The following is a 22,227-nucleotide window of genomic DNA, read 5'->3' as shown; positions in this document are numbered from 1 at the left end:
ACCCCCGCAGGCACGCAGCACCGGCAAATGATCCCTGAACCCGACATTCCCCCCCAGGACGGAAAGCTTGCCCGCCTCCGGACCGTTTTCCTGTTTGCATCCCCCGTGCTGGTCGCCTGTCCGTGGTCCTATGGCCTGACCTCCTTCCTTCATGCCAAGGAGGCCGCGCTTGCCCTGTGGGTGCTGGTCATGCTGCCCCTGTGGCTGGCGGCGCGGCCCCCGCGCGCGGCGGGGCGCGATTTCGCCCTGGCTCTGGCGGCCTTCTTTGTGTTTCTCGCGGGCATGGCCTTCCTGGAATCCGGAGAGCTGACTTGGTGGACCCGCGCCGCCCTCGTGCGGGCGGGGCTCCTCATCTCCGGCCTGCTGCTGGTTGCGGACCTCTTGGGCCGGGACAGCGACGAGGGACTGCTGCGGGCGGTGCTGCTGTCCGGCGCGGCGGTGTCCGCGCTGGCGGTGCTGCAATACGCCGGGAGGCTCCCCCGGCTCTTTCCCGTCTTTCCGGGCTACGACCAGCCGGCCTATTCCGTGTTCGGCAACCAGGATCTGCTCGGCGGATACGCCGCCCTGGCGCTGGCCGCAGGCATCGGGCTCCTGTCACGCCGTCTGGCGGAGGGGTGCCGGGCGGGCCGGACAGGCGCCTTTGCGGACCTTTTAGCGGCCCTGTGCTGCACCGGCGGGCTCGCGGTGTCCATGAGCCGCTCCGCCTGGCTGGCGGCGGCCGTGGGCGGTGCGGTGGCGGCGGCTTCCGCCCTGTGTCGGCGCGGAATCCCCTGGCGGCGGCGGATCGCGGCGGGGGCTGTGCTCGCGGCGCTGGTGCTGCCCGCGCTTCCCGTGCTGTCCCCCGTGCTGGCGCGGGTGGACGCCACGTTTGACGCGGGCGACACGGGCTACCATGTCCGCCGGTGGCTGTGGGCGGGGGCGTGGGACATGTTTCTGGACCGCCCGGCGACCGGCGCGGGGCTGGGCGATTTCGCCCGCGAAAGCCCCTGGCATCTGGGGCGCGTGCTGTGGGCGGACGGCGGCGGGCGGCACACGCACAACGAGCTGCACGCGGACAACGCCCACGGTGAGCCGCTCCAGTTTCTGGCGGAGAACGGCCTCGCGGGGGCTGCGGCGCTGGCCGCGCTTGCCGCATTCTGGCTCGGGAACCTGCGCCGGGGCCGCTTTCGGAGGCCCTCCGCAGGGGTTCTCGGCGCGCTGGCCGCGCTCGCCGTGTTCTGCTGCATGAACGCGGGCCTCAAGAGCGTCCCGCACGCCTGGGCGGGGCTGCTGCTGCTTTGCGGCGCCGGCACCCAAAGGCCGGCGGAGACGGCCGTCTCCGGAGGGCGGGCGGGGGAGGGGGGCCTTCGGTGCGCCGCGGCGTTGCTGGTGTGCGCGGCGGTTGCGGGGTGTTTTTGGGGCGTGGTGCGGCCCAGCCGGCTGCTGCGGCACGCGGAAGACCTGCATCTCGCGGGGGATCCAGGCGCCGACGCGGCCTACCGGCGGGTGTTTTCCGGCGCATGGCCGCCGCCGCAGGCGGGGGAGGACCACGCCATCCTGCTGCTTTCGCAGGGGCGGCCCTCCGAGGCCCTCGGCCGTCTGGCGGCGGGCCGCCGCGACGCCGACACGGGGCGGCTGCACCTGCTGCGGGCGGAGGCACTGCACGCCCTGGGCCGGGGGGAGGAGGCGCGGGCGGCGGCGGTGGAATGCGTGTTCCGGTGGCCGGGCAACGCGCGCGCGTGGGAGATTCTCCGGGTCACCGGCCGCGCGGGGGAATGGGAACACTGGGAGGCGCGGCGGCGGGCGCGGGAGGCGAAAGGGTCATAGAAACTCGGGGATCAGCAGGCTCTGCACGATGACCCGGGCGGCTTTTCCCGGGGGGCCCTCTGCGACGATCCGGTACTCCTTTCCAGACTCCACCTCGAAGAACCGCGTGTAGGGGCGCTCCGTCACATAGTCAAACACCCGCACCCCCGTCTCGTCATAAATCTGGAATTTGACCTCGGGGACGTCCCCCTCCGGAACGACCACAAACGCGACGGGCCCCGCCCGCCGGTCCAGCCACGAGGAACCTGTCTCCCGCCAGACGACCCGCTGCTCCCAGGGCAGGGTTTCGGCGGGCATCTGGTACATGCCCGGGTTGCCGTGCCGGCCCGCGTCGCCGAGGTGGCGGGCGACAGTGTGCAGCTCGCGCAGGGGGTTGACCGCCATGCCCAGCTGGAGCGACTCTGACGCGAAGAACAGCAGCGTGCCCGCGCCAAAGACCAGAAGACACTGGATGCCCCACGCTGCGGCGGCCTTGGGCGGGGTCAGCCTGAAAAGCGTGAGCAGCAGCACCAGCGACACCAGCGCGGGCAGCAGCAGGGCGAGGACATTTGCCGGATGGGGCAGGAAGGAGAGGGCGTAGCCCAGGGCGCCCAGAAAGACGGCCGAGAGGTTTACCACCACGGGCGGGGCCGGGCGGGCCTGGCGGACCAGCCGCAGGGCCAGCCGCAGGACAAGCGGCCACAGGAAGATGATGGCGATGCCGGCGAAAATCCGGCTGGCCGGCATCTGCCGGGCCCACACGTCGGCCAGGGTCGCGACGGGGCGGGGATCCTCCACCGCGGCCCCCGCGTCGCGCAGCATCAGCACGGTCCCATACCCTCCGGCCAGCAGGAGCAGCGCGACCACTGTGACCGCGGCGACCGCGGCGGTTTCCGGGCTCAGGGTGACCGTCCTTCCCGCCGCGCCCGCGGGGGCGGTGCGCGGCTCCGGCGTCTTCACGCCCCGGCCGCCCTCCCCGCACTGCCAGCACTCCGTCGCGTCATCGAGGTTGGCGGCCCCGCAGACCGGGCAGACCTTTGTGGCGCCGGCGAAGGCCAGAGCCCCGGGGGGTTTGTTGCGCTTGGTGCGCTCCGCCGCCTTGCGCTCGCTGCGCTTCAGGCGCTCCAGGGCCTTTTCCGCCAGCGGATGGTCGGGCTGCGCCTCCCGGATTTCCTCCCACGCCCCGCGCGCGCCGGCGTAGTCCTTGAGCGTCTCCAGCACCCGCGTCATCTGCTCTTTCAGCGACAACTCGTCCGGCCACCGGTTCAGGGCGTCGCGCAGTTCTTCGAGGGCCTCTTCGTTCTTCCCGAGCCGGTAATAGGTCGCCGCCAGATACCGGCTGACGTTCAGCCGGGGCTCCCATTCCTTCTTGAGGACCAGCAGCTGCTCAAGGGCCTGCTCGTATTCCCAGGCGGCGTAGAACTTCTTCGCCAGCTTCCAGCGTTCCTCGTGGTCGCCGGGATTCCGGTCCAGATGGTCGAGCATGTCCCAAATTTCTGCCATGAATCGTCTTCTCTGCGCGCCGGGGCCCGCCCCGGCGGGGGGGTCAGCGCTTCCCGTCTTTCTTCCGGTTCTTCTTCTTCTCCAATGCCGCGCGGCGTTTCCGCATCCGGAAGGCCGCCTCGTTAATGCCCCAGGAAATCACCCCGCCCAGGATGGCGGCCATGAAGGCCGCGGAGGACAGCTTGGTTGCCGGGGCCATGGTGGAGTAGGTGTAGGTGTAGAGAAAGCGCGCGCAGGGCCAGAAAAGCAGCAGCGTGGCGGCCGCCCAGAGCATCCAGCCCCGGACGTCCTCGTTTTTCCAGGCTTTCTTGAAGGCGGCGGACCACTTCTGCATGCGCTCTCACTCCCTGTCTTCGCTCTTGACCGCGGCGTCGGGGACCAGCATGCGGAAGCATGCCCCGGACACGGAGGGGGCCAGCACCAGGCTGCCCCCGTGCTCCTTGACGATCTTCTCGGACGTGGCGAGGCCGAGTCCGGTGCCCCGCCCGCCCTTGGTCGAGAAAAACGGCTGGAAGAGGTTCTTCCGGATCTCCGGCGGCACGCCCGGGCCGTTGTCCGCCACCAGGATTTCCAGGGCGCCGCACGGGGTGACGGACGCGGTGACAGACACCCGCCCGCCCGTCTCCGGCAGCGCCTCCACGGCGTTTTGAAGGAGGTTCAGCAGGCAGCGGAAGATGCCGTCCTCGTCAACGGAGACCGGACCGGAAACCCCCTCCAGGTCGAGTTCCAGCGCGGCGTTCCGCGCGGTCAGGGCGTCTTTGACCGACTGGGCGGCGTCGCGGACGAGGGCCGACAGGTCGGCGGGGCGCCGCACGGGGACGCGGGGTTTGGCGAAGGCCAGCATGTCCTGCACGAAACAGGACATGCGCGCCACATTCCGCTTGAGGACGGGCCAGGTGCGCAGGGCCATCTCCGTGTTTTCCCGGTCCAGGGCCATCTGGATGAGCTCCGTGCTGCTGCCCAGGCCGGTGATGATGTTCTTGATGTGGTGGGTGAGGCCCGCGATGGCCTCGCCGATGGCGGCGAGACGCTCGTTGCGGATCTGCTGGCCGATGAGGCGCGCGTTGACCATGGCGGTCGCCGCCACGTTGGAGAACATGGCCATCACATGCTCGTCCATCTCGGAGAACGCGTCTCCGCCCACCTTGTTCACCACCTCCAGCACGCCGATGAGCCGGTCGCGGTCCATCATGGGCACGGCCAGCAGGCTGCGGGTCTGGAAACGCGAGGCCGCGTCCGCGTCGCTGAAGAAGCGGGGGTCTTTGGTGACGTCCGGCACCGAGACCGCGCGGCGGGTCTGCGCGGCGAGCCCGGCGATGCCCTGGCCCATTTTCAGGCGCACCTCGCGCTTGAGGGCGTCCTGGTCGCCGCTGTCGCCCAGGGCCACCTGGAAATACAGCTCGTCCGTCTCCGCGTCGTAGAGCATGACGGAGGCCGCCTCGGCCGAGGCCACGGTGCGGCTCTCCTCGCTGATGCGGACCAGCAGGGCGTCGGGGTCCGTGATGGCCCCCAGCAGGGAATGCACGCGGTACAGGGCCCCCACGGCGCGCCGCATGTCCTCATGCGAGGCGCCGTCCAGCCAGGGAAAACCTTCTTGAAGGGGTGTGCTCATTGCGCTCCCGGGGGTCGCCGGCGTTTCCAGTCCTCATCCACCGCACTGAGAGCATGATAAAGGACATCGCCGACGGCCTTCAAACTCTCCGCGCGCACCCGGTCCAGGGTGTCCTCCGCCGTGTGCCGCAGGCGCTGGTCGGAGGTCAGCGACCCCCCGTAGGACAGGTCAGCCACCCCCAGGGCGGGCAGGCCCGCCCCGCGGAACGAAAGCAGGCTTCCCCCTGCGGGCCGTTCCTGATGAAGGAAGTGGGCGCCGTAGCCCAGCCGAAGGGCCGTCCGCCACACCGCGTTTCCCAGCCAGCGGGGCGCGCCGGGGTCGCGCGGGACCCCCAGATAGGCGTCGCCAATCCCGTCCACCATGACAACCGCCGCCACTTTTTCAAACATGCCCACTTCCCGCAGATGGTCCGCAAAGGCCCTGCCCCCGGGCGGACCGTTCTCTGGAGGGGCCTCTTCCGGCAGTTCCTCGCCGTCCAGCCATACCAGCCACACCGAGCAGCCTTTCCGTTCCGGGCCCAGTGCGCGCGCCATTTCCAGCAGCCAGGCCGTCTCCGCGCCGCCCCCGTTCGCCCCGACAAAGGGGAAGTCGTCAAAATGGCGGGTGTCGTAGTGGCCCGCCAGCACGATGACGCCGTCCAGGTCGCCCCGGCACTCGGCAAACAGGTTCACCAGGCGGACAGGGCCCTCCGGCCCGGCGGCGTCCACGGCCTGCTCCCGCACCACCAGCCCCGCCGTCAGCAGCTCCTTGCGCAGGTGTTCGCGCAGCGCCCCGGCGGCCTCCGACCCCGCCGGACGCGGCCCCAGCCCGACCACGTGCTCCAGGCCGGCCCAGGCCCGCTGCTGGTCGAAGGGCGAATGCGATTCCGCGACGGCCACCAGCTGCTTCTCCGCCGGCTGCACCGCCTGGCGGAGCATGGCGGACACCGCCCACAGCAGCACGAAGATGCCGATCCCAAAGACGGCGATGAACTTAATCGCCGGCGGGCCGTTCTGGTTCATCGTCCGGTTCCCCGTGGTTTTCGGCGGCCCCCGCACGGGGGCCCCTCCGCAACAGCCTACCGCCCCGCCCCCTCCGGAGTCCAGCGGCGTGAAACGCGGCGTTTCCGGATGCTATGCTACCGTCCGGTCGCCGGGGGTGTCCCGGCGCGGGGTTTCGGTCGTCAGGGGCGGCGTGGTGCGCCGCCAACGCGGGGATCATTCAGCCATGCGCAACCCGGGCATCATCGAGCGGTACAGAAGCCACATGCCGGTGTCCTCCGACACCCGCGTCATCACGCTGAACGAGGGGTCCACCCCGCTGGTCGCCGCGCGCTCCCTGAGCGCCGCCATCCATCCCCGCCTGGAGATCCACCTGAAGTACGAGGGGCTCAACCCCACCGGGTCCTTCAAGGACCGCGGCATGACCATGGCCATCACCAAGGCCGTGGAGGAGAAGTACGAGGTCGTCATGTGCGCGTCCACGGGCAACACCTCCGCCTCCGCGGCGGCCTACGCCGCCCGCGCGGGCATCCAGTGCGCCGTCCTCATCCCCGAGGGCAAGATCGCCTTCGGCAAGCTCTCCCAGGCCATGGTCCACGGCGCGAAGGTCATCCAGATCAAGGGCAACTTCGACGACGCCCTCAACCTCGTCCGAAAAATCTGCGACCACTTCCCCATCGCCCTCGTGAACTCCGTCAACCCCTACCGCATCGAGGGGCAGAAGTCCGGCGCCTTCGAGATCCTCGACGACTTCGACGGCGTCGCCCCGGACTTCCAGGCCATGCCCGTCGGCAACGCGGGCAACATCACCGCCTACTGGAAGGGGTACAGGGAGTACAACGCCTGCGGCAAGAGCGACAGCCTGCCGAAGATGCTCGGGTTCCAGGCGGCGGGCTCCGCGCCCATCGTCCTCGGCCACCCCGTGGAGCAGCCCCAGACCTACGCCACCGCCATCCGCATCGGCAACCCCGCCAGCTGGGCCTCCGCCGTCGCCGCCCGCGACGAGTCCGGCGGGCTCATTGACATGGTCACGGACGACGAGATCCGCGAGGCCTACAGCCTCCTCGCACGCACCGAGGGCGTCTTCTGCGAGCCCGCCAGCGCCGCCAGCGTCGCCGGCGTCATCAAACTCGCCAAGCAGGGCTACTTCGACGCCGTCACCCCCCGCACCGGCGACCGCATCCGCCTCGTCTGCATCCTCACCGGCCACGGCCTCAAGGATCCGGACAGCGCCATCGCCTCCGCCCAGCAGCCCTACACCGTGGACGCCGTCGAGGAGGCCATCCTCGAGATCCTCGGATACACCGCCCCCGCCGGGGTGTGACGCTTCCACGGTTTCGGACACCTTTTGGAGGAGAGGTCTATGAAAACGCAGGTCACGTTCCGTTCCGGCGCCTTCCCGCCCTATGACGGCGAGGAGGAGGAGATCAACCCCGGTCTCTGGGGGAAACGCCTCGCGGAGTATCTCGTGGAAAAACTCGGGGAGCGGGGCATCGGCACCGACGGCTATGTGACCGAGGACTGGGGGTGCTACCTGCCCGTCACCGTCAACGGCACCCGGCTCGCCGTCTGCTGCGGGCACCACAACGACGATGACGATGAATTCCTCTGCTTCACCGAACCCGCAACGCCGGTGGTCCGGAAACTTTTCCGCAAGGTGGACTTCACCGAACCGCTGGGACGGCTGGTTGCGGTCCTGGACGAAATCCTCACGTCAGACCCCGGCATCCGCGAGCTGGCCTGGCAGGAGCCCGGCCGGTAGCGGTGGGGCAATCCCGGGTTGAGATTTGATCTTCTCGAGAGGACGTCGAGCGCGGGCACCGAGGTGGCACGGGCTTCCAGCCCGTGTCTTGGGTCATGGATGCAGCCCAAGAAACACGGGCTGGAAGCCCGTGCCACCTCGGTGCCGTGCATCCGGTCTTCTTCCGCACAGGTGAAGGGCATTCCCGACCGATGCTACCGTTCCACCCCCCGGCGGAGGGCGGCATAGGAGGCTTTCAGCAGTCTTTCGACGGCGGGCCAGTCGGCGTTTGGGCCGCCCGCGTCGCGGAGGGCGGCCGCCCGCGCGCGGAGGACGCCCGCCTGCTGGACTTCCGCGTTGCTGCCGCCGTAGAGGAGGGCGTAGAGCGCCGCGATCAGGGCGCCCACCTGTTCCGGGCTGTCCTGTCCCGGGGTGCGGCGGGCGACCCACCAGGCCAGCTCGGCCCGGGCGGCCGCCCGGGGGTCCCAGTCTTCGCCGGCGGCCTCCCCGAGGCGGGCGTAGGCCGTTTCCAGTTCCGACAGCACCTCCGCCTCGCGGCGTCCCTCGCGGTCTCCCGCGAAGATCATGGCCCCCCGTGCCATGGGCTCGATGATCTCCCGGGCGGTCCACAGGGAGACACCCATCTGCTCCCGCAGGAGCGCCGCCATCTCCATCGCCAGGTCGGTGTGGTTACGCGTGTAATAGGCCTGCCACATCCGCGTCTCCGACGCCGCCAGTAGCGACGGGTCAAAATCGCGGTTCAGCCCCCCGTTGTGGAAGCCGACCCGCCAGACCACCCCGCCCCCCACCAGCAGGAGCGCGAGCAGCACACCCAAAAGGATGCTCTTCTTCGACAGACGCATCGAACACACCTCCCTGTCTAAGGCCGCAGGAAACCACAGCGTCACAGTGTAAGCGCACCGCTCCGCCTCCTTCCACATCACCCGAATCGCCGGATCAGCAACGGCCGCGGACGTGTTCGAGGGAAGGCACACCTTGGGGGTTCACGCTGAAAGCGGCGGCGGTGGGAAAGGGGCGTGATCACCCATGAGGTGTGGAGAACCTGAGGTCTTCCGACAAGAGATTGCCGCGGCGGCCCGGGGCGGCCGCCTCGCAATGACGCGCGTTTTCCCGTCATTGCAGTGACGCGTGTTTTCCCGTCATTGCGAGCGAAGCGCGGCAATCTCGTTCCCGCGACGGATTCGGTTCTCGCGATGCCTCATCCGGCGATCAGGGAAATCGCCGGATCAGCAACGGCCGCGGACGTGTTCGAGGGGTTTTTCGTTGACCCGAAGAACGCGCCAAGAGGACGCGTCCACGTTTCCGGCCCTCCCGCAGCCCCGGGTCCGCACAGCGCGCAGCGCCTTGGAGTGCGGCAGCTTGCTGCCGCCTTTCTTCGTGCGGGCTTGCCCGCGCGGGGTTGTGGCAGGACAGGTTTTCCGGGGAAAACCGCCCCTTTCTGCGCCTCTCTCTGGCGCAGGATATATCCGCTCATCCTGTGGCCGCTGTCTGCGGCGGACACCCCGGTCCTTTCCTCACCCTCAGGAGGCGCGAAGCGGAGCTTCGCTGGCAAGCGCATTCCCAAGTAAAACTTGGGAACGCGCGAAGGAAGAAAAGGGGACGCGCGCTTGGGCGCGCGGGGCCAGGCTGGAGCCTGGCGGTCCCAGGGGGGGGCACGCCGGGGCATGGCGGAGATTCTTGGTGGAAACAGCAACGCCCCGCGCCGGGTGGGCGCGGGGCGTTCGCGTTGTCTTTGGCGTTACTTCGCGGCGGCGGGGTGGCGGGTGAGGACGGCGTCCACGAGGCCGTAGGTCTTTGCCTCCTCGGCGCTCATGAAGAAGTCGCGGTCGCTGTCGTGGCGGATGTCCTCGACGGTCCGCCCGGTGTGCTTGACGAGGATCTCGTCCACCATCTCGCCGATGCGGACGATTTCGCGGGCCTGGATCTCGATGTCCGTGGCCTGGCCGCGCACGCCGCCCATGAGCTGGTGGAGCAGGAAGCGGGAGTAGGGGAGGGCGAAGCGCTTGCCTTTGGCGCCGGCGGCCATGAGGACGGCGCCCATGCTGGCGGCCTGGCCGAGGCAGATGGTCGCCACGTCGGGCCGGATGAACTGCATGGTGTCGTAGATGGCGAGGCCGGCGGTCACGCTGCCTCCCGGCGAGTTGATGTAGAGGTTGATGTCCTTCTCCGGATCCTCGGCCTCGAGGAAGAGAAGCTGGGCGATGATGTAGTTGGCCACGTCGTCGGTCACGGGCATGCCGAGGAAGACGATGCGGTCCTCCAGCAGGCGGGAGTAGATGTCATAGACGCGCTCGCCGCGGCTGGTCTGCTGGTAGATGGTGACCATCTGCGGGTCCACCGGCGCGCCGCCCCAGGGGGGCGTTCCGGCGATGTGGGGGCGCGTCTCGCTCATGCTTCCTCCGTCTCCCCGGCCTTGTCGTCGTCCTTGAGCTCCGTCGCGATGATCTTGGCGTGCTCCAGGACGGTGTTCAGGACCTTTTCCTTCATGAGACGGGAGTACAGGTCGGACATCTGGCCCTCGCGCTGGTAGTAGGAGAGGACGGCCTCGGTGGGCAGGTTGAGGGAGGCGCCGACGGTGGCGGCCTCCTTCTCGAAGTCCTCGGCGGTCACCTCGACGCCCTCGGTGTCGGCGATCTCCTGGATGACGGAGAAGCGGCGGATCTCGTTCATGGCCTCCTCGCGGGCCTCCCCGCGCTCCTTCTCCATCGCGGCGTCGTCCTCAAGGACTTCGCGGCTCAGGCGCTTGTTGTTGAGGACGTCGCGGACCATCTCGTCCAGCATGGCCTTGGAGACCTCGAAGGTGGACGCGGCGACGATCTTCTGGAGGGCGTCCTCGCGGGCGAGGCGCAGGGAGTAGTCGTCGTTCGCGCGCTGGAGGCGCTCGCGGGTGCTTGTGGTCCAGGCCTCAAGGGACTCATAGCCGAGTTCCTTGGCCAGGTCTTCGGTGATCTCCGGCAGCTGGCGGCGCTTGACCTCGTTCACTGTGATGGTGAAGCGGGCGGTCTTGCCGGCCAGGTCCTTGTTGTGCCAGTCATCGCCGAAGGCGACGTCGGCCTCGGCGGTGTCGCCGGCCTTTTTCCCGAGCAGCGCCCCCTCGAACTCGGGCAGGCGCCCGGAGCCCATCATGTAGGGGTAGTTCTCGGCCGTGTTGCCCTCGAAGGCCGCGCCGTCAATGGTTCCCTCGAAGGTGATGAGCGCCTGGTCCTCCGCCTGCACGGCGTCCTCGACGCTCACGAAGGTGAGCATGCGCTCGCGCGCGCTGTCCATGGCCTGCGCCAGCTCCTCGTCCGTCACGGTGACGACGGGCTTCTCCACCTCCAGGCCGCGGTAGTTGCCCAGGTCGCAGCGCGGGGCCACGTCGAAGGAGAGGGAGAAGACGAGGTCGTCGCCCTCCTTGAGCCCCTCGATGAGCTCCTCCAGTTTCTCGACCTGCGGGGTCTGCCAGACGCGGAGCTTCTCGTCCTCCACGAGCTTCTTGAAGGACTCCTCCACCAGCTTGCCGACCACCTCGGCCTTCACGTTGCGGCCGAACTTGTTCTGCAGCAGCTTCAGCGGGGCCTTGCCCTTGCGGAAACCGGGAAGCTCCACCATCTCCATCAGCTCGTCGAACTGGGTGGTGGTCTCCTTCTCCAGGTTCGCCGCGGCGACGGTGATCTTGACCTCGTAGGCGCAGTCGCCCTTGTACTGAAGGTCAAAGACCGGGGCCACGGTGAAAACGAACTTCTCCTCCTCCTGCCCCTCCGCGCCGGAAACCTCGTCCGTCTCCTCCGGAGCGGCGACCGTCTTCCCTTCGGGCTCGACCGCGGCTTCGTTGTTTTCCAGGGCGTCGTTCTTGCTGTCCATGTCGCTCATTGTGGGGGATCCGCTCCAAGTTGTTCTTCATCTGGTGGGCGAGGCGGGACTTGAACCCGCACACCTTTCGGCACTGGAACCTAAATCCAGCGCGTCTGCCAGTTCCGCCACTCGCCCGGGCCGTCTCATTTGTGCAAAACACGGGAAAAACGCGGAAACATGCCCGCCGGAGCCTAGTTTGGATGAAACGCATCTCCCGGAAACGCAAAGGCAGGGTCCGCAGTGCCGGGTACTATGACAGAAAAAGGCCCCGTGTGTCAAGGAATGCCCGGATTCCGGGCATTTCGGAACCCTTTGTCCGGCATACGCTTTGCCCGGCAGAAGCCCCCCGCGTGGATCGGAAACAAAGGTGCGGAACACCGCCCTTCGTCCGGTGCCCGGGCCTCCGGGCGATGGGGGCGGGTTGTTTTCCCCGGTGAGGTATGGCAGACTGTGCGCCCGGAAGGAACCACATCATGCCCGCAGTACCCGGTCCCGAGAGCGCCGAAATGCCCCCCCTGACCTCCGAGCAGTGGAAATGGCGCTGGCGCATCCTCATCGCCACCTACACCGGCTATGCCGGCTACTACCTCACCCGCAAGGTCTTCACCATCTGCAAGACCTCCATCGCCGCGCAGATGAACTGGGAGGTCAGCGACACGGCCCACATCTGGACCGCCTTCCTGTTCGCCTACATGCTCGGGCAGTTCATCAACAGCTTTGTGGGCCGCAAGTGGGGTCCCCGGGTCATCATGCTGGGGGGGCTGGGCGTCTCCATCGTGTGCAACACCGTCTTCGGCTTCGCCAACTCCTTCGCCACCTTCATGGTGTTCATGTTCATCAACGGGCTGGTGCAGGCCAGCGGCTGGCCGGGCGCCGTGGGCGGGGTCTCCCGGTGGCTGCGCGAGAAGGAGCGCGGCACGGTGATGGGCATCTGGACGACAAACCACATCGTCGGGAACCTGCTCTTCAAGTATGCGGGGGGGCTGCTGCTTTGGCACGCGGGGTGGCGCTGGGCCTTCTTCGGCATGAGCGCCCTCACCCTGGCCGTGTGGTGGCTCCTGTTCTTCTGGCAGCGGGACAAGCCGGAGGACGTGGGGCTGCCGCCCATCGTGGACGCGTCGCGCGAGGCGAACCGGGCCGTGCAGTCCTCCGAGGAGGAGCATGTGTCCCTCTCGGAGTACCTCAAGGTGGCCTTCAACCCCCTCATCCTCATCATGGGGTGCAGCTATTTCTGCGTGAAGTTTCTGCGCTACGCCCTCGACTCCTGGCTGCCGGCCTTCCTCAACCTCCAGGGGCTGGCCGTGGACCAGGCCAGCTACTACTCCACCATCTTCGACTGGGCGGGCATCGGGGGCACCATCGTCGCCGGGTATGCCCTGGACAAGTGGTTCCGGGGCAACTGGCCCATGCTCTGCTTCACCATGTCCGTCGGCGCCATCCTCGGATACATCGCCGTCATGTACGCGGGCACCAACCCGCTCACCATCGCCCTGTGCTTCGGGTTTGTCGGGTTCATGGTCTACGGACCCGACAGCCTGCTGACGGGCGCGGCCGCCATCTCCGTGGCCGGCGGGGCGAACGCCGTGGCCGTGGCCGGGCTCGTGAACGGCATCGGCAGCATTGGCCCGGTGGTGCAGGAGCAGGTCATCGGCTGGCTGATGCGCGGGGATGTGAACGAGGGCATCCGCAACACGAACATTCTCGCCCTTTCGATGAGTGTGATGCTGGCGGTCATGATGCTGGTCGTGTCATGGAGCTACCGGCGCGCCCACCGGAAAGCGGCCAAACGGGAGGAATAGAAGATGCTGTTTCTGAAGGGGTTCGTCCTGACCTGGCCGCTGTGCCTGGCCTTTCTCGCGTTCTTCGCCGCCGTGTCCGCCGCCGCGTGGGCCCTCCCCGCGCGCAAGGGCCGCACCGTCGCGTCCATGCCCGTGTTCCATGTGTTCACCGTCCTCTGGGTGGTCACCATGGGCGTGTGCCTCACCTTTGTGGACAGCCCCCGGCTGAACCTGTCCAAGGAGGCCATTGACTGGCTCTTCATGCTGTCCTCGTTCCTGGGCATCCCGCTGACGATCCCCCTGCTCACGGGGGGCGTGTGGGCGCTGGCCCGGGGCGTGCGCGGCGAGCGCACCCGCATTTCCGACCTCGCGCTGGTCATGCTGGCGGGCTTCGGGCTGGGCTGCGCCGCGTCGAACATCCACGACATCGCGTGGTGCGGCATCATCACCCAGGGGTACACCCAGCCCTTCAAGGCGGGCTACGACCTGCTCGCCTTCGCCACGGTGGGCGGGTGGTTCGGCATCCCGGAGGAGGTGCTCTACGACTACGCCACCCTCGGTCCCTGCGCCGCCGTCCTCGTCTTCGGCGAGCTGTGCGTCTCCGCCGTGTGCTTCGCCCGCCTGCGGCGCGACGGATGCGCAAACCGCGCCGTCTGAACGCCGAAAGAAACTTTCCGCCGGGGAGCGGCCGGTTGCGCCGCTCCCCGGCGGTTTGCGTTCTAGTGGATTTCGAGCCCGTGGCTGGCTTCGTGGAGGATGAGCCCGCCGCCGTTCACGGGGAACCCGTTCCCCCGGTTGTACTCGCCGTGGCTGTCGGGAATGTAGCGCTGGAACGCGGCGTGGCCGTCCATGTACAGCACGTTGGACCCGCCGGGGATGTGGTTGAACGCCTCGTCGGCGTTGTCCGAGATGGCATCCCAGAAGACGGGAATCTCCGACTGGGCCTGCGCGCTGGCGGCGGCGTTGTTGATGTCCGTGATCATGAACCGCTCGATGCCCTCGCGCAGGCGCCAGGCCACGCCCTGCCGCGCCATGACGCTGTCCTCCGGGGCCTGCTTGGCGGCCTTCGCGCCGTGGATGTGGTCGCGGAACTCCCAGTCCTCGTCGGCGGCCTCCACGGCCAGCGCGGGGGTGGGCGCGCCGGTGATCTCGGCGGCCTTCGAGTTCACCGCGTCATGGAACACCTCGAAGTCCATGTCGGCCTGAAACCACGCGGGGACAACCGTCCAGCCGAGGTAGGTGTAGGGGTGGTCGTAGACCTCGCAGGGCTCCACGGCGCCGTTGTTGTGCACGGAAACCCCGTTGATGGTCATGCGCCCGTCCGCCAGCGCCTCCCGGTAGTTGGTGGAGATGGTGTTTCCCTGGTCCCATATCTGGACCGGGGAGCCGTTTTGCGCCGCGCTGGGACACACCAGCACCGCGAGATCCGACAGGTACTCGGGGTACGCCGTCGCCATGTCGGCCATGGTGGTCAGCCGGGTGACCACCGACCCGTCGCAGTTCAGCGTCTTGACCGGCGGAAAGCGCGCGCCCTCGCTCTCACCGGAATACATCTTGAGCACGAGACCGAGCTGTTTCAGGTTGTTCTGGCACGAGGCGCGCCGGGCCGCCTCGCGGGCGCGCGCCAGCGCGGGCAGCAGGATCGCCGCCAGGATGCCGATGATGGCGATGACCACCAGCAGTTCAATCAAAGTGAAGCCTTTTTTCCGCATGGGGATGAATTCCTTTCGGTTGCATGAAGACACGACCCTCCCATGAATGAACGGGGGGTGAAAAAACGCGTCTCAGCAGCCGGAAGGGGGGCCACGGGGCCGGTCGGGCGGGATGGACTCCCTGCCATGGGGGCGAATGGTCCCCACGGGGGGCTCCGCGGCGAAAACACAGGGGGGCAGGTCCTGGTCCGCCGCAAACTCAGGCAGGGTCTGGGGGCAGGGCGGATGGGCGGGGGTGCAGTGCGGGCAGGCATCCCCCACATGGGGATCGGGGGCGGCCTCCAGATGCTCCGCATGGTGGCAGGCCGCCAGCCCGCAATAGTCATGGGTGAGATGGTGGCTGTGGCCGAACACCGCCACGAAGCACACTCCCAGCGACAGCAGCGCCCGGCACCGGAAGCGCCGGTCCCGAATCACCCCCATGCTGTGCCGCAATGTCTTCATTTGGCCACCCGCCGTCACGTCCTGTCAGAAATCACTTCCGTCATTATACCCGCCTCCGCCGGGTCCTTGTCCATCGCAACACCAGGGCAATCACACTAAAAAGCCCCTCGAGAAACGCCTGTGGGCGGCATGAACCTCTCTCGGTTATGCGATTCTGTCTTTGTTGTCCCAACGGGACATCCGCATATAGCCCAGGCCAGGCCGCCGCCCGAAGGGCCAGGCCTGTCCTGGGTTGCACGTCCCAAAGCACTTTTTGCCCTGAAAGGGCATCCGAAATTTGCGCGCCGGGAAGAAGACACGGCAGGCGGGACGCCTGCGGTACGGAACCGCGCCCCGGAGGTCTTCTTCGCACCGCAGGCGTCCCGCCTGCCTTGTCTTTGGGTGCCCGCTGCAATTTCGGCTGCCCCGTTGGGGCATGATCCTTCTTTCCCGGTAACCCAGGCCAGGCCTGGCCCTTCGGGCGGCGGCCTGGCCTGGGCTATATTCGGCAACGCTTTCAGCGTTGAAGCGGTCGTACAACGGGCAATTACCGGACTCCATCCAGAAAGCCCCCACGGATTTTAGTGCGATTGCCCTGAGAGTAACACCGTTCAGGCGCGGCCGCTTCCCTTTTTTCGGCCCCAGGGCTTGAACACCGACAGCCAGACCATGACCGCCAGCAGGGCCACCTGGGCCATGCCGAAGCCGAGGTTCAGCCGCGCGCTGCGCAGGTATTCTGCGTTTTCCAGCGCGGCGAGACCGAGGTCGCGGGAAAGGTCGAGCATCCGGGTCTCCCAGGGTCCGAGGAAGAAGGTCCCGAAAAGAATCGCCCCCACGGTGGCGACCCACTTGAAAATCAGCCACCCGTGCCGGAAGAAGCCCCAGTTCGTGAAAAGGCTGTACAGAAGTCCGGTGACCAGGCAGCCAAACGCCCCGGGAACCACGACCACGGCCATGTCCACCCGGTGCATGCTGTGGTTGACGCCGTACAGCGCGCCGCCGTCCAGGGCCTCCCTGCCCCCGTGCAGCACCAGCAGGGACACGGCGCCCCCGATCCAGCAGCACACGGCCAGCAGATGCAGCGTCTTGAGCCATTTGACCCCGCCGGGCCCGAGTCTTTTCATTGCCTGTCCTCCAAAATGCCTGGGGTCTTGGACGGCAGGATACCTTAAATCGGCCCGGGGCCGGGAACAATGCCTACCGGCGCCGCGCGCATTCCATGCCCTCGACCACCAGGACGGGGTTGCCGTCATCGGCCTCCACCCTGCCCGTGACCACCCAGGGACCGCCCGCCGCGAGGACAGCCCCGAGCCGCCGGTAGGTCTCGGGAAAGAGAACGGTCTCGCAGACGCCCCAGCCGTCGTCGAGGCTGATGAACTTCATGCAGCCGTCGGTGCCCGTGCGCACGGCGAGCCGCCGTTCGGCCACGGGCCATCCCGCCAGCACCACGGTCCGGCCCGCATAGCGGTCCAGGAGGGCGCTCGGGGTGAGACAGCGGTCCTGCAGCCAAGGCGCGGCCTCCCGGAGGGGATGCCCCCGCAGGAAAATCTCCAGCACCTCCCGCTCGTCATCGGCGCGGCCCCGTTCGGAACGCCGGGGCCGCGCCGGGGCCACCGTGCCTGTCCCCCAAAGGGTTCCCTGACCCCCGTGTTCCCGGACGGACGAGGAAAGCGGCGCCGGTCCGGAGGCGGCGGGATCCAGCGCGTCAAACGCGCCGGCGCGGGACAGGGCCTCGCGCTCGTCGCGGGCGGCGGGCACCCGCGCCCCAAAGTCCCCCTCCGAGACGAAGGGGCCGTCCGCGTCCCGCGCCGCCAGCAGCCGGGCGATGGTCTCCCGGCCCAACCCCTTGATCTCCAGCAGGCCCACCCGCAGGGACGCGCCCTCGGCGGCGCACACCGCCCCGCTTTGGTTGATGTCCGGCGGGAGCAGGATTACCCCGCACCGTTTGGCCTCCTCCGCGTAGACCGCCGGGGCGTAGAATCCCCCCCGGTTCGCGAGGACGGCGGCGAAGAATTCGGCGGGAAAATGGGTCTTGAGGTAGGCGGCCTGCCAGGCCAGCTCGCCGTAGGCGGCGGCGTGGGCCTTGCAGTAGGCGTAGGACGCGAACTGGGCGATGAGTTCCCAGATGCGCCGGGCCCGCGCCCCGTCCACGCCGTTTGCCTCCGCCATCTCCAGGAAGCGGCGCATGTGCCGGGCCATCTCGTGGGGGCCGCGTTTCTTGCCCATGGCGCGGCGGAGGGCGTCGGCCTCCGCCAAGTCCATCCCGGCGACGGCATGGGCGACCTTGAGCACATCCTCCTGGTAGATCATGACGCCGTGGGTCTCGCCAAGCACCGCCTCCAGGGCGGGATGCTCGTAGGCCACGGACTCCCGGCCAAGGCGGCGGTCTATGAAGTGCTGCTTCATGCCGCTGCCCGAGGCGCCGGGCCGCACGAGGGCGATGCTCTGGATGACGGCGTTGGTGTCGCCCGCCGCCACCCGGCGCAGGAGCCCGCGCATGGCGGGCGACTCGATCTGGAAACAGCCGAGGGTGCGCCCCGTCCGGAGGGTTTCGGCGGTGGCGGGGTCGTCGCAGGGCACGGTCTCGATGTCGAACGCCGGCGCGCGGCGCGCGCGGACCGCCGCCGCGGTGTCGTGGAGCACGCTGAGGGCGCGGTTGCCGAGAAGGTCCATCTTGACCAGCCCCAGGGCCTCCACGGCGTGCATGTCGCCCTGCGTGACAACGATCCCCTTGGCGGCCCGCCGCAGGGCCAGATGCCGGGTGAGGGCGTCGGGCGCGACCACCACGCCGCCCGCGTGGACGGACATGTGGCGGGGGCACCCGTCCAGGGCGGCGCACAGGTCCAACAGCTCCCGCAGGGGGCCCTCGGCCAGATGGAGGGCGCGGCATTCCGGCGTGCGCAGGGCCGTCCGCAGGTCCCCCGCGCCGACATGCGGCAGCAGGCGCGTCATGCGGCCCAGTTCCTCCTCCGGATAGCCGAAGACCCGGCCGATGTCCCGCGCCGCCGCCCGGCCCCGGAAGGTGTTGAAGGTGCCGATCATGGCGGTGCGGTCGGCGCCGTAGACCTCATAGACATGGGCGATGACCTCGTCGCGCCGCCGCCAGCAGAAGTCCAGGTCTATGTCCGGGCAGTCGGACCGGCCGGGGTTCAGAAACCGCTCGAAATAGAGACCGTAGCGCAGGGGGTCGCAGCGGGTCATGCCCAGCGCGTGGGCCACCAGGCTGTTTCCCGCCGACCCGCGCCCCACCACCGGAATGTCCCGCGACCGCGCAAAAGCCGCCAGTTCCTCCACAATGAGAAAATAAGAGGCGAAGCCCGTCCGGGCGATGATGTCCAACTCGTGCCGCGCGCGCCGCACCGCCGCGCGCCGCACCCGGGGGTAGCGCCGCCGCAGCCCCTCGAAGGTGAGCCGCTCGAGGCGGCTTTCCGGCGTCTCCCCCGGCGGCAGGGGAAAGGCCGGGAACAGGGGACGGCCCAGCTCCAGTTCCACATCGCACTCCCCGGCCACCCAGAGGGCGTTGTCCAGCGTCTCCGGCCAGAGCGCAAAGAGCCGCTCCAGTTGGCGTGGCGACCGAAACCACGCCCCGGGCGGCGCGGCGTCCTCCGGACGCAGCGTGTCCAGCAGGGTGTTGTGCCGGATCGCCGCCAGCACCCGGTGCGCCGCGTGGTGGGACGGGTCCGCGAAATGCACCGGCGCCACGGCGACGGCGGGCACGCCCAGCCGCTTCGCCAGCGCCACCATCGCCCCCGCGCGGCCATGCGAGGCCGCATCCCCGTAATGCTCCACCGCCGCCAGGGGGGACAGCCCCCGCCGGACCAGCCGCCGCAGCAGCGCTGGGTCCGCGCACAGGAGGAACAGGCGGGACGGGTCCACCGCCTCCGGCCAGGGCTCCAGCCATGCCGCGCCGTCCAGATGCGCCGCCGTCACCAGGGCGCACAGGTCCGCATAGCCCTGCCGGTCCCGCGCCAGCACCACGCAAGCCCCCAGGTGCGCGCCCAGCAGGGGCCGCACCCCAGCCTCCCGCGCCGCCTGGTAGAAAGGAACCGTGCCGTACAGTCCCCCGGTATCCGTGAGGGCGAGGGCCTTCATGCCATGCTCCACCGCCCGCGCCACCAGTTGGCGCGGCGCGGCCAGCCCCTCGCAGAGGGAATAATGACTGTGGACATGCAGGGGTATCATGCCCTCAGGATACTGAAAATATATTCAGCTTTTCAAGGCGGGGGATGGGAATTATGGGAAGTAGGGGAGGTATGGGAGGCTGGGAATGACCGGGTTTGCCGAGGGAGCCGCCCTCTTGGGAACGATACTCCGGTGACTCTCCTCCCATCCTCCTTATACTTCCCCTCCTTCCCACACCTCCCATCTCCTCCCGCCCCCCTTCTTTCTCCTATTATAGGATAAGTCTTTATGGTAAAATAACGGGGTGGCTTATTTTAGGTTCGAGGAACACGCGATGAAACGGGGTCTTCAAGGCGGATATGTGACCATCTGCACGGTGGGCGAAAAGGCCCGGGCCTTTGTGCCCGCGCCGCTGCCGCCGCGCCCGCCGATCCTCTGGACGCCCGAACTGCGGGGCAAGTTCGACCAGGCGCTGCTGGCGCTGGGGCGGCTGGACAGTGTCTCGACATTGCTTCCGGACACGTCGCTGTTTCTTTACATGTATGTCCGCAAGGAGGCGGTGCTCTCCTCCATGATCGAGGGGACCCAGTCGTCGCTGTCGGACCTGCTGCTGTTCGAACTGGACCAGGCGCCCGGGGTGCCGCTGGATGATGTGCGGGAGGTCAGCAACTATGTCGCCGCCCTGGATCACGGCCTGCGCCTGCTGGAGGGCGGCCTGCCGCTGTCCCTGCGGCTGTTCCGGGAAATACACGGTGTGCTGCTGGCCCGGGGCCGGGGAAGCGCGCAGGCGCCGGGCGAATTCCGGCGCAGCCAGAACTGGATCGGCGGCACCCGGCCGGGCAACGCGGCCTTTGTTCCGCCACCCGCCGAAGCGGTGCCGGAGTGCATGGGCAGGCTGGAGCTCTTCCTCCATGACCGGCCCGGGCCGACCCCGGTGCTGCTCAAGGCGGCGCTGGCGCATGTGCAGTTCGAGACCATCCATCCGTTCCTCGACGGCAACGGCCGTCTGGGCCGTCTGCTGATCACGCTGCTTCTGTGCGAGCAGAAAGTGCTTCGGAAGCCGATGCTCTATCTCAGCCTCTATTTCAAGACGCACCGCCGGCGCTACTATGAACTTCTGGACCATGTGCGCCTGCACGGGGACTGGGAGGCCTGGCTGGACTTCTTCGCCGAGGCGGTCACCGTCACCGCGGGCCAGGCGGTGGAAACGGCGCGGCAGCTTCTCGACCTGTCCAACCGGGACCGCGACCGGATCGGCGGTCTGGGCCGGGCGGCGGCGTCGGCCTTTCAGATCCACCGGGCGCTCATGGAGCACCCCATCGCCACCTCGGGCTCTTTGTCGGCCAGGACCGGCCTTACGCCAGCCACCGTCAACAAGGCGCTCGGCCACCTGCAGCGGCTCGGCATCGTCAGGGAGCTGACCGCACAAAAACGCAACCGCCTGTTCAGCTACACGGGCTACATCACGATCATGAACCGGGGCACGGAGCCGCCAGACGGAAACCGGGTCTGATTGTTTTCCCGCAGGGCAATTTGGTTTCATAGGGACGCCGCGCGGGCGGGAGAACCGGCGGCGGAAAGGAGTTTCCATGAATTCCCGTGAACGGGTGATGGCCGCGCTTCGCCGGGAACCGGCCGACCGGATTCCCGTGTTCATGTGGTTTCATCCGGACACGGCGGCGCGGCTGGGCGCGCTGTTGAACATTCCCCCGGCACTCGTGGGCGAGGCCATGGGCAACGACATCCGTCAGACCTGGGTGAACAACAACTACGCCATGGAGGGGATCGTCCACGAGCGGGAGGGCGACGCCCACACGGATTTCTGGGGCGTCCACTGGGCGAAACGGGGAGCCTTCAACCAGATCGAGGGGTTTCCCCTCGCGGGCCGTTCCCCGGAGGAAGTACGCGCCTACCGGTTCCCGGCCGAGCACCTGGAGTTTCTGCTCGCCCGGATGGCGCCCCTGCTGGCGGACCGGGGCGACGCCTTTATCGGCGTGGACGTGTCCCCCTGCGTGTTCGAGATGTACTGGCGCCTGCGCGGGATGGAGGACGCCCTGCTCGACATGGCGGCGGACCCGGAGCTCGCGGACGCGATGCTGGGGCGCTGCGGCGACTTCTCCGTCATGCTCTCCGCGGCGGCGTGCGAGCGGTTTGACCTGGACTGGCTGTGGCTGGGGGACGATGTGGCGGGACAGCAGTCCCTCATGATGAGCCCGGACCTCTGGCGCGCCCTGGTGAAGCCCCACCTGAAGCGCTCCGCCGACGTGGGCCTGCGCCACGGCCTGCCCGTGGCGCACCACTGCTGCGGCGCCCTGCGCGACATCATCCCCGACCTCATCGAGATCGGCGTGTCCGTGCTCAATCCCGTCCAGTGCGCCTGCGCGGGCATGGAGCCCGCGGGCCTCAAGCGCGACTTCGGAAAGCACCTCACCTTCATGGGCGGCGTGGACACCCAGGGCGTCCTGCCCAACGGCACCCCCGCCGAGGTGCGCCGCGCCACGGAGCGCCTCATCGCCGACATGACCCCCGACGGCGGCGGTTACATCCTCGCCGCCTCCCATACCATCCCCCCGGAGACGCCTGACGAGAACATCTTCGCGATGTACGAGGTCGCGGGCATCCCCCGGGAGGAGATATTCGACCGGGCGGCGGCCCTGCGTTCAGCCCGGAATATTGTATGATACGGTCAACCCTTTGGAACCAACAGGAGACGGCA

Annotated in this window: 17 protein-coding genes, 1 tRNA gene and 1 pseudogene; 7 read left to right on the top strand and 12 right to left on the bottom strand. The window is 68.5% G+C overall.

Annotation, left to right across the window (positions count from 1 at the left end):
* Positions 1 to 27: 27 nt before the first annotated feature.
* Positions 28 to 1,806 carry an O-antigen ligase family protein gene (locus tag GXY15_08895; protein ID NLV41328.1) on the top strand — a complete coding sequence of 593 codons (1,779 nt, stop codon included), beginning with the start codon at positions 28 to 30 and terminating at the stop codon, positions 1,804 to 1,806.
* Here GXY15_08895 and GXY15_08890 read toward each other — a convergent pair.
* Genes GXY15_08890 through GXY15_08875 form a run of 4 tightly spaced genes read right to left on the bottom strand, consistent with a single transcriptional unit; the run spans position 1,801 to position 5,901 of the window.
* The gene (locus tag GXY15_08890) at positions 1,801 to 3,288 is read right to left on the bottom strand and encodes a hypothetical protein (GenBank protein ID NLV41327.1); all 1,488 of its coding nucleotides are present in this window, start codon (positions 3,286 to 3,288) and stop codon (positions 1,801 to 1,803) included. The genes GXY15_08895 and GXY15_08890 overlap by 6 nt on opposite strands.
* Positions 3,289 to 3,331: 43 nt before the next feature.
* Positions 3,332 to 3,622 carry a hypothetical protein gene (locus GXY15_08885; protein NLV41326.1) on the bottom strand — a complete coding sequence of 97 codons (291 nt, stop codon included), beginning with the start codon at positions 3,620 to 3,622 and terminating at the stop codon, positions 3,332 to 3,334.
* Positions 3,623 to 3,628: 6 nt separating this feature from the next.
* Positions 3,629 to 4,900, bottom strand: coding sequence for a GAF domain-containing protein (locus GXY15_08880; GenBank protein NLV41325.1), 1,272 nt, complete (start codon positions 4,898 to 4,900; stop codon positions 3,629 to 3,631).
* On the bottom strand, positions 4,897 to 5,901 hold the full coding sequence (locus GXY15_08875) for a M28 family peptidase (protein NLV41324.1): 1,005 nt from the start codon (positions 5,899 to 5,901) through the stop codon (positions 4,897 to 4,899). Before GXY15_08875 ends, GXY15_08880 begins: the two co-directional genes overlap by 4 nt.
* Positions 5,902 to 6,106: 205 nt before the next feature.
* On the opposite strand from GXY15_08875, the gene GXY15_08870 reads away from it, so the two are divergent.
* Together GXY15_08870 and GXY15_08865 are read left to right on the top strand one after the other, a co-directional pair.
* The gene (locus GXY15_08870; protein NLV41323.1) at positions 6,107 to 7,204 is read left to right on the top strand and encodes a threonine synthase; all 1,098 of its coding nucleotides are present in this window, start codon (positions 6,107 to 6,109) and stop codon (positions 7,202 to 7,204) included.
* Between the two features lie 39 nt (positions 7,205 to 7,243).
* Positions 7,244 to 7,642: a hypothetical protein gene (locus tag GXY15_08865; protein NLV41322.1), complete on the top strand. Its 399-nt coding sequence runs from the start codon at positions 7,244 to 7,246 to the stop codon at positions 7,640 to 7,642.
* A gap of 194 nt (positions 7,643 to 7,836) precedes the next feature.
* On the opposite strand, the gene GXY15_08860 is transcribed toward GXY15_08865, so the two are convergent.
* From GXY15_08860 to GXY15_08845, 4 genes are all read right to left on the bottom strand, one after another.
* A complete protein-coding gene (locus GXY15_08860; GenBank protein NLV41321.1) occupies positions 7,837 to 8,484 on the bottom strand; it encodes a hypothetical protein in 648 nt (215 codons plus the stop codon).
* An 896-nt stretch (positions 8,485 to 9,380) separates the two neighbouring features.
* Entirely contained in the window at positions 9,381 to 9,968 is a 588-nt protein-coding gene (gene clpP, locus GXY15_08855; protein ID NLV41320.1) for an ATP-dependent Clp endopeptidase proteolytic subunit ClpP, read from the bottom strand.
* Positions 9,969 to 10,030: 62 nt separating this feature from the next.
* Positions 10,031 to 11,494 (bottom strand): trigger factor, encoded by a 1,464-nt coding sequence (gene tig / locus GXY15_08850; GenBank protein ID NLV41319.1) that lies wholly within the window; start codon positions 11,492 to 11,494, stop codon positions 10,031 to 10,033.
* A gap of 32 nt (positions 11,495 to 11,526) precedes the next feature.
* Positions 11,527 to 11,611 (bottom strand) — tRNA-Leu (locus GXY15_08845).
* A 338-nt stretch (positions 11,612 to 11,949) separates the two neighbouring features.
* On the opposite strand from GXY15_08845, the gene GXY15_08840 reads away from it, so the two are divergent.
* A complete protein-coding gene (locus GXY15_08840; protein ID NLV41318.1) occupies positions 11,950 to 13,275 on the top strand; it encodes an MFS transporter in 1,326 nt (441 codons plus the stop codon).
* A 3-nt stretch (positions 13,276 to 13,278) separates the two neighbouring features.
* The gene (locus GXY15_08835; protein ID NLV41317.1) at positions 13,279 to 13,911 is read left to right on the top strand and encodes a hypothetical protein; all 633 of its coding nucleotides are present in this window, start codon (positions 13,279 to 13,281) and stop codon (positions 13,909 to 13,911) included.
* 743 nt (positions 13,912 to 14,654) lie between these two features.
* Here the strand turns inward: GXY15_08835 and GXY15_08830 are convergent.
* The 4 genes and pseudogenes from GXY15_08830 to GXY15_08815 form a co-directional block, all read right to left on the bottom strand.
* A pseudogene (locus GXY15_08830) lies at positions 14,655 to 14,966 on the bottom strand (DUF1559 domain-containing protein).
* A 72-nt stretch (positions 14,967 to 15,038) separates the two neighbouring features.
* Positions 15,039 to 15,410, bottom strand: a complete 372-nt coding sequence (locus tag GXY15_08825; GenBank protein ID NLV41316.1) for a hypothetical protein — start codon at positions 15,408 to 15,410, stop codon at positions 15,039 to 15,041.
* Between the two features lie 590 nt (positions 15,411 to 16,000).
* Positions 16,001 to 16,513 carry a DUF2269 family protein gene (locus tag GXY15_08820; GenBank protein NLV41315.1) on the bottom strand — a complete coding sequence of 171 codons (513 nt, stop codon included), beginning with the start codon at positions 16,511 to 16,513 and terminating at the stop codon, positions 16,001 to 16,003.
* 73 nt (positions 16,514 to 16,586) lie between these two features.
* Positions 16,587 to 19,571: a DNA polymerase III subunit alpha gene (locus GXY15_08815; protein NLV41314.1), complete on the bottom strand. Its 2,985-nt coding sequence runs from the start codon at positions 19,569 to 19,571 to the stop codon at positions 16,587 to 16,589.
* Between the two features lie 274 nt (positions 19,572 to 19,845).
* Between GXY15_08815 and GXY15_08810 the strand changes: the two genes are divergently transcribed.
* Together GXY15_08810 and GXY15_08805 are read left to right on the top strand one after the other, a co-directional pair.
* A complete protein-coding gene (locus GXY15_08810) occupies positions 19,846 to 21,024 on the top strand; it encodes a Fic family protein (protein NLV41313.1) in 1,179 nt (392 codons plus the stop codon).
* 76 nt (positions 21,025 to 21,100) lie between these two features.
* Entirely contained in the window at positions 21,101 to 22,192 is a 1,092-nt protein-coding gene (locus GXY15_08805) for a hypothetical protein (protein ID NLV41312.1), read from the top strand.
* Positions 22,193 to 22,227: the final 35 nt, after the last annotated feature.

It is taken from the genome of Candidatus Hydrogenedentota bacterium (assembly GCA_012730045.1).
GTDB lineage: Bacteria > Hydrogenedentota > Hydrogenedentia > Hydrogenedentales > CAITNO01 > JAAYBR01.
Note: the sequence above shows the minus strand (reverse complement) of the source record. Positions and strands in the feature narration are given on the sequence as shown.

What these genes read in the sequence shown, in the direction of transcription:
- GXY15_08895 (NLV41328.1), top strand. Translation starts at nt 28, where the DNA reads ATGATCCCTGAACCCGACATTCCCCCCCAGGACGGAAAGCTTGCCCGC.
- GXY15_08890 (NLV41327.1), bottom strand. Translation starts at nt 3,288, where the DNA reads ATGGCAGAAATTTGGGACATGCTCGACCATCTGGACCGGAATCCCGGC.
- GXY15_08885 (NLV41326.1), bottom strand. Translation starts at nt 3,622, where the DNA reads ATGCAGAAGTGGTCCGCCGCCTTCAAGAAAGCCTGGAAAAACGAGGAC.
- GXY15_08880 (NLV41325.1), bottom strand. Translation starts at nt 4,900, where the DNA reads ATGAGCACACCCCTTCAAGAAGGTTTTCCCTGGCTGGACGGCGCCTCG.
- GXY15_08875 (NLV41324.1), bottom strand. Translation starts at nt 5,901, where the DNA reads ATGAACCAGAACGGCCCGCCGGCGATTAAGTTCATCGCCGTCTTTGGG.
- GXY15_08870 (NLV41323.1), top strand. Translation starts at nt 6,107, where the DNA reads ATGCGCAACCCGGGCATCATCGAGCGGTACAGAAGCCACATGCCGGTG.
- GXY15_08865 (NLV41322.1), top strand. Translation starts at nt 7,244, where the DNA reads ATGAAAACGCAGGTCACGTTCCGTTCCGGCGCCTTCCCGCCCTATGAC.
- GXY15_08860 (NLV41321.1), bottom strand. Translation starts at nt 8,484, where the DNA reads ATGCGTCTGTCGAAGAAGAGCATCCTTTTGGGTGTGCTGCTCGCGCTC.
- clpP (NLV41320.1), bottom strand. Translation starts at nt 9,968, where the DNA reads ATGGTCACCATCTACCAGCAGACCAGCCGCGGCGAGCGCGTCTATGAC.
- tig (NLV41319.1), bottom strand. Translation starts at nt 11,494, where the DNA reads ATGAGCGACATGGACAGCAAGAACGACGCCCTGGAAAACAACGAAGCC.
- GXY15_08840 (NLV41318.1), top strand. Translation starts at nt 11,950, where the DNA reads ATGCCCGCAGTACCCGGTCCCGAGAGCGCCGAAATGCCCCCCCTGACC.
- GXY15_08835 (NLV41317.1), top strand. Translation starts at nt 13,279, where the DNA reads ATGCTGTTTCTGAAGGGGTTCGTCCTGACCTGGCCGCTGTGCCTGGCC.
- GXY15_08825 (NLV41316.1), bottom strand. Translation starts at nt 15,410, where the DNA reads ATGAAGACATTGCGGCACAGCATGGGGGTGATTCGGGACCGGCGCTTC.
- GXY15_08820 (NLV41315.1), bottom strand. Translation starts at nt 16,513, where the DNA reads ATGAAAAGACTCGGGCCCGGCGGGGTCAAATGGCTCAAGACGCTGCAT.
- GXY15_08815 (NLV41314.1), bottom strand. Translation starts at nt 19,571, where the DNA reads ATGATACCCCTGCATGTCCACAGTCATTATTCCCTCTGCGAGGGGCTG.
- GXY15_08810 (NLV41313.1), top strand. Translation starts at nt 19,846, where the DNA reads ATGAAACGGGGTCTTCAAGGCGGATATGTGACCATCTGCACGGTGGGC.
- GXY15_08805 (NLV41312.1), top strand. Translation starts at nt 21,101, where the DNA reads ATGAATTCCCGTGAACGGGTGATGGCCGCGCTTCGCCGGGAACCGGCC.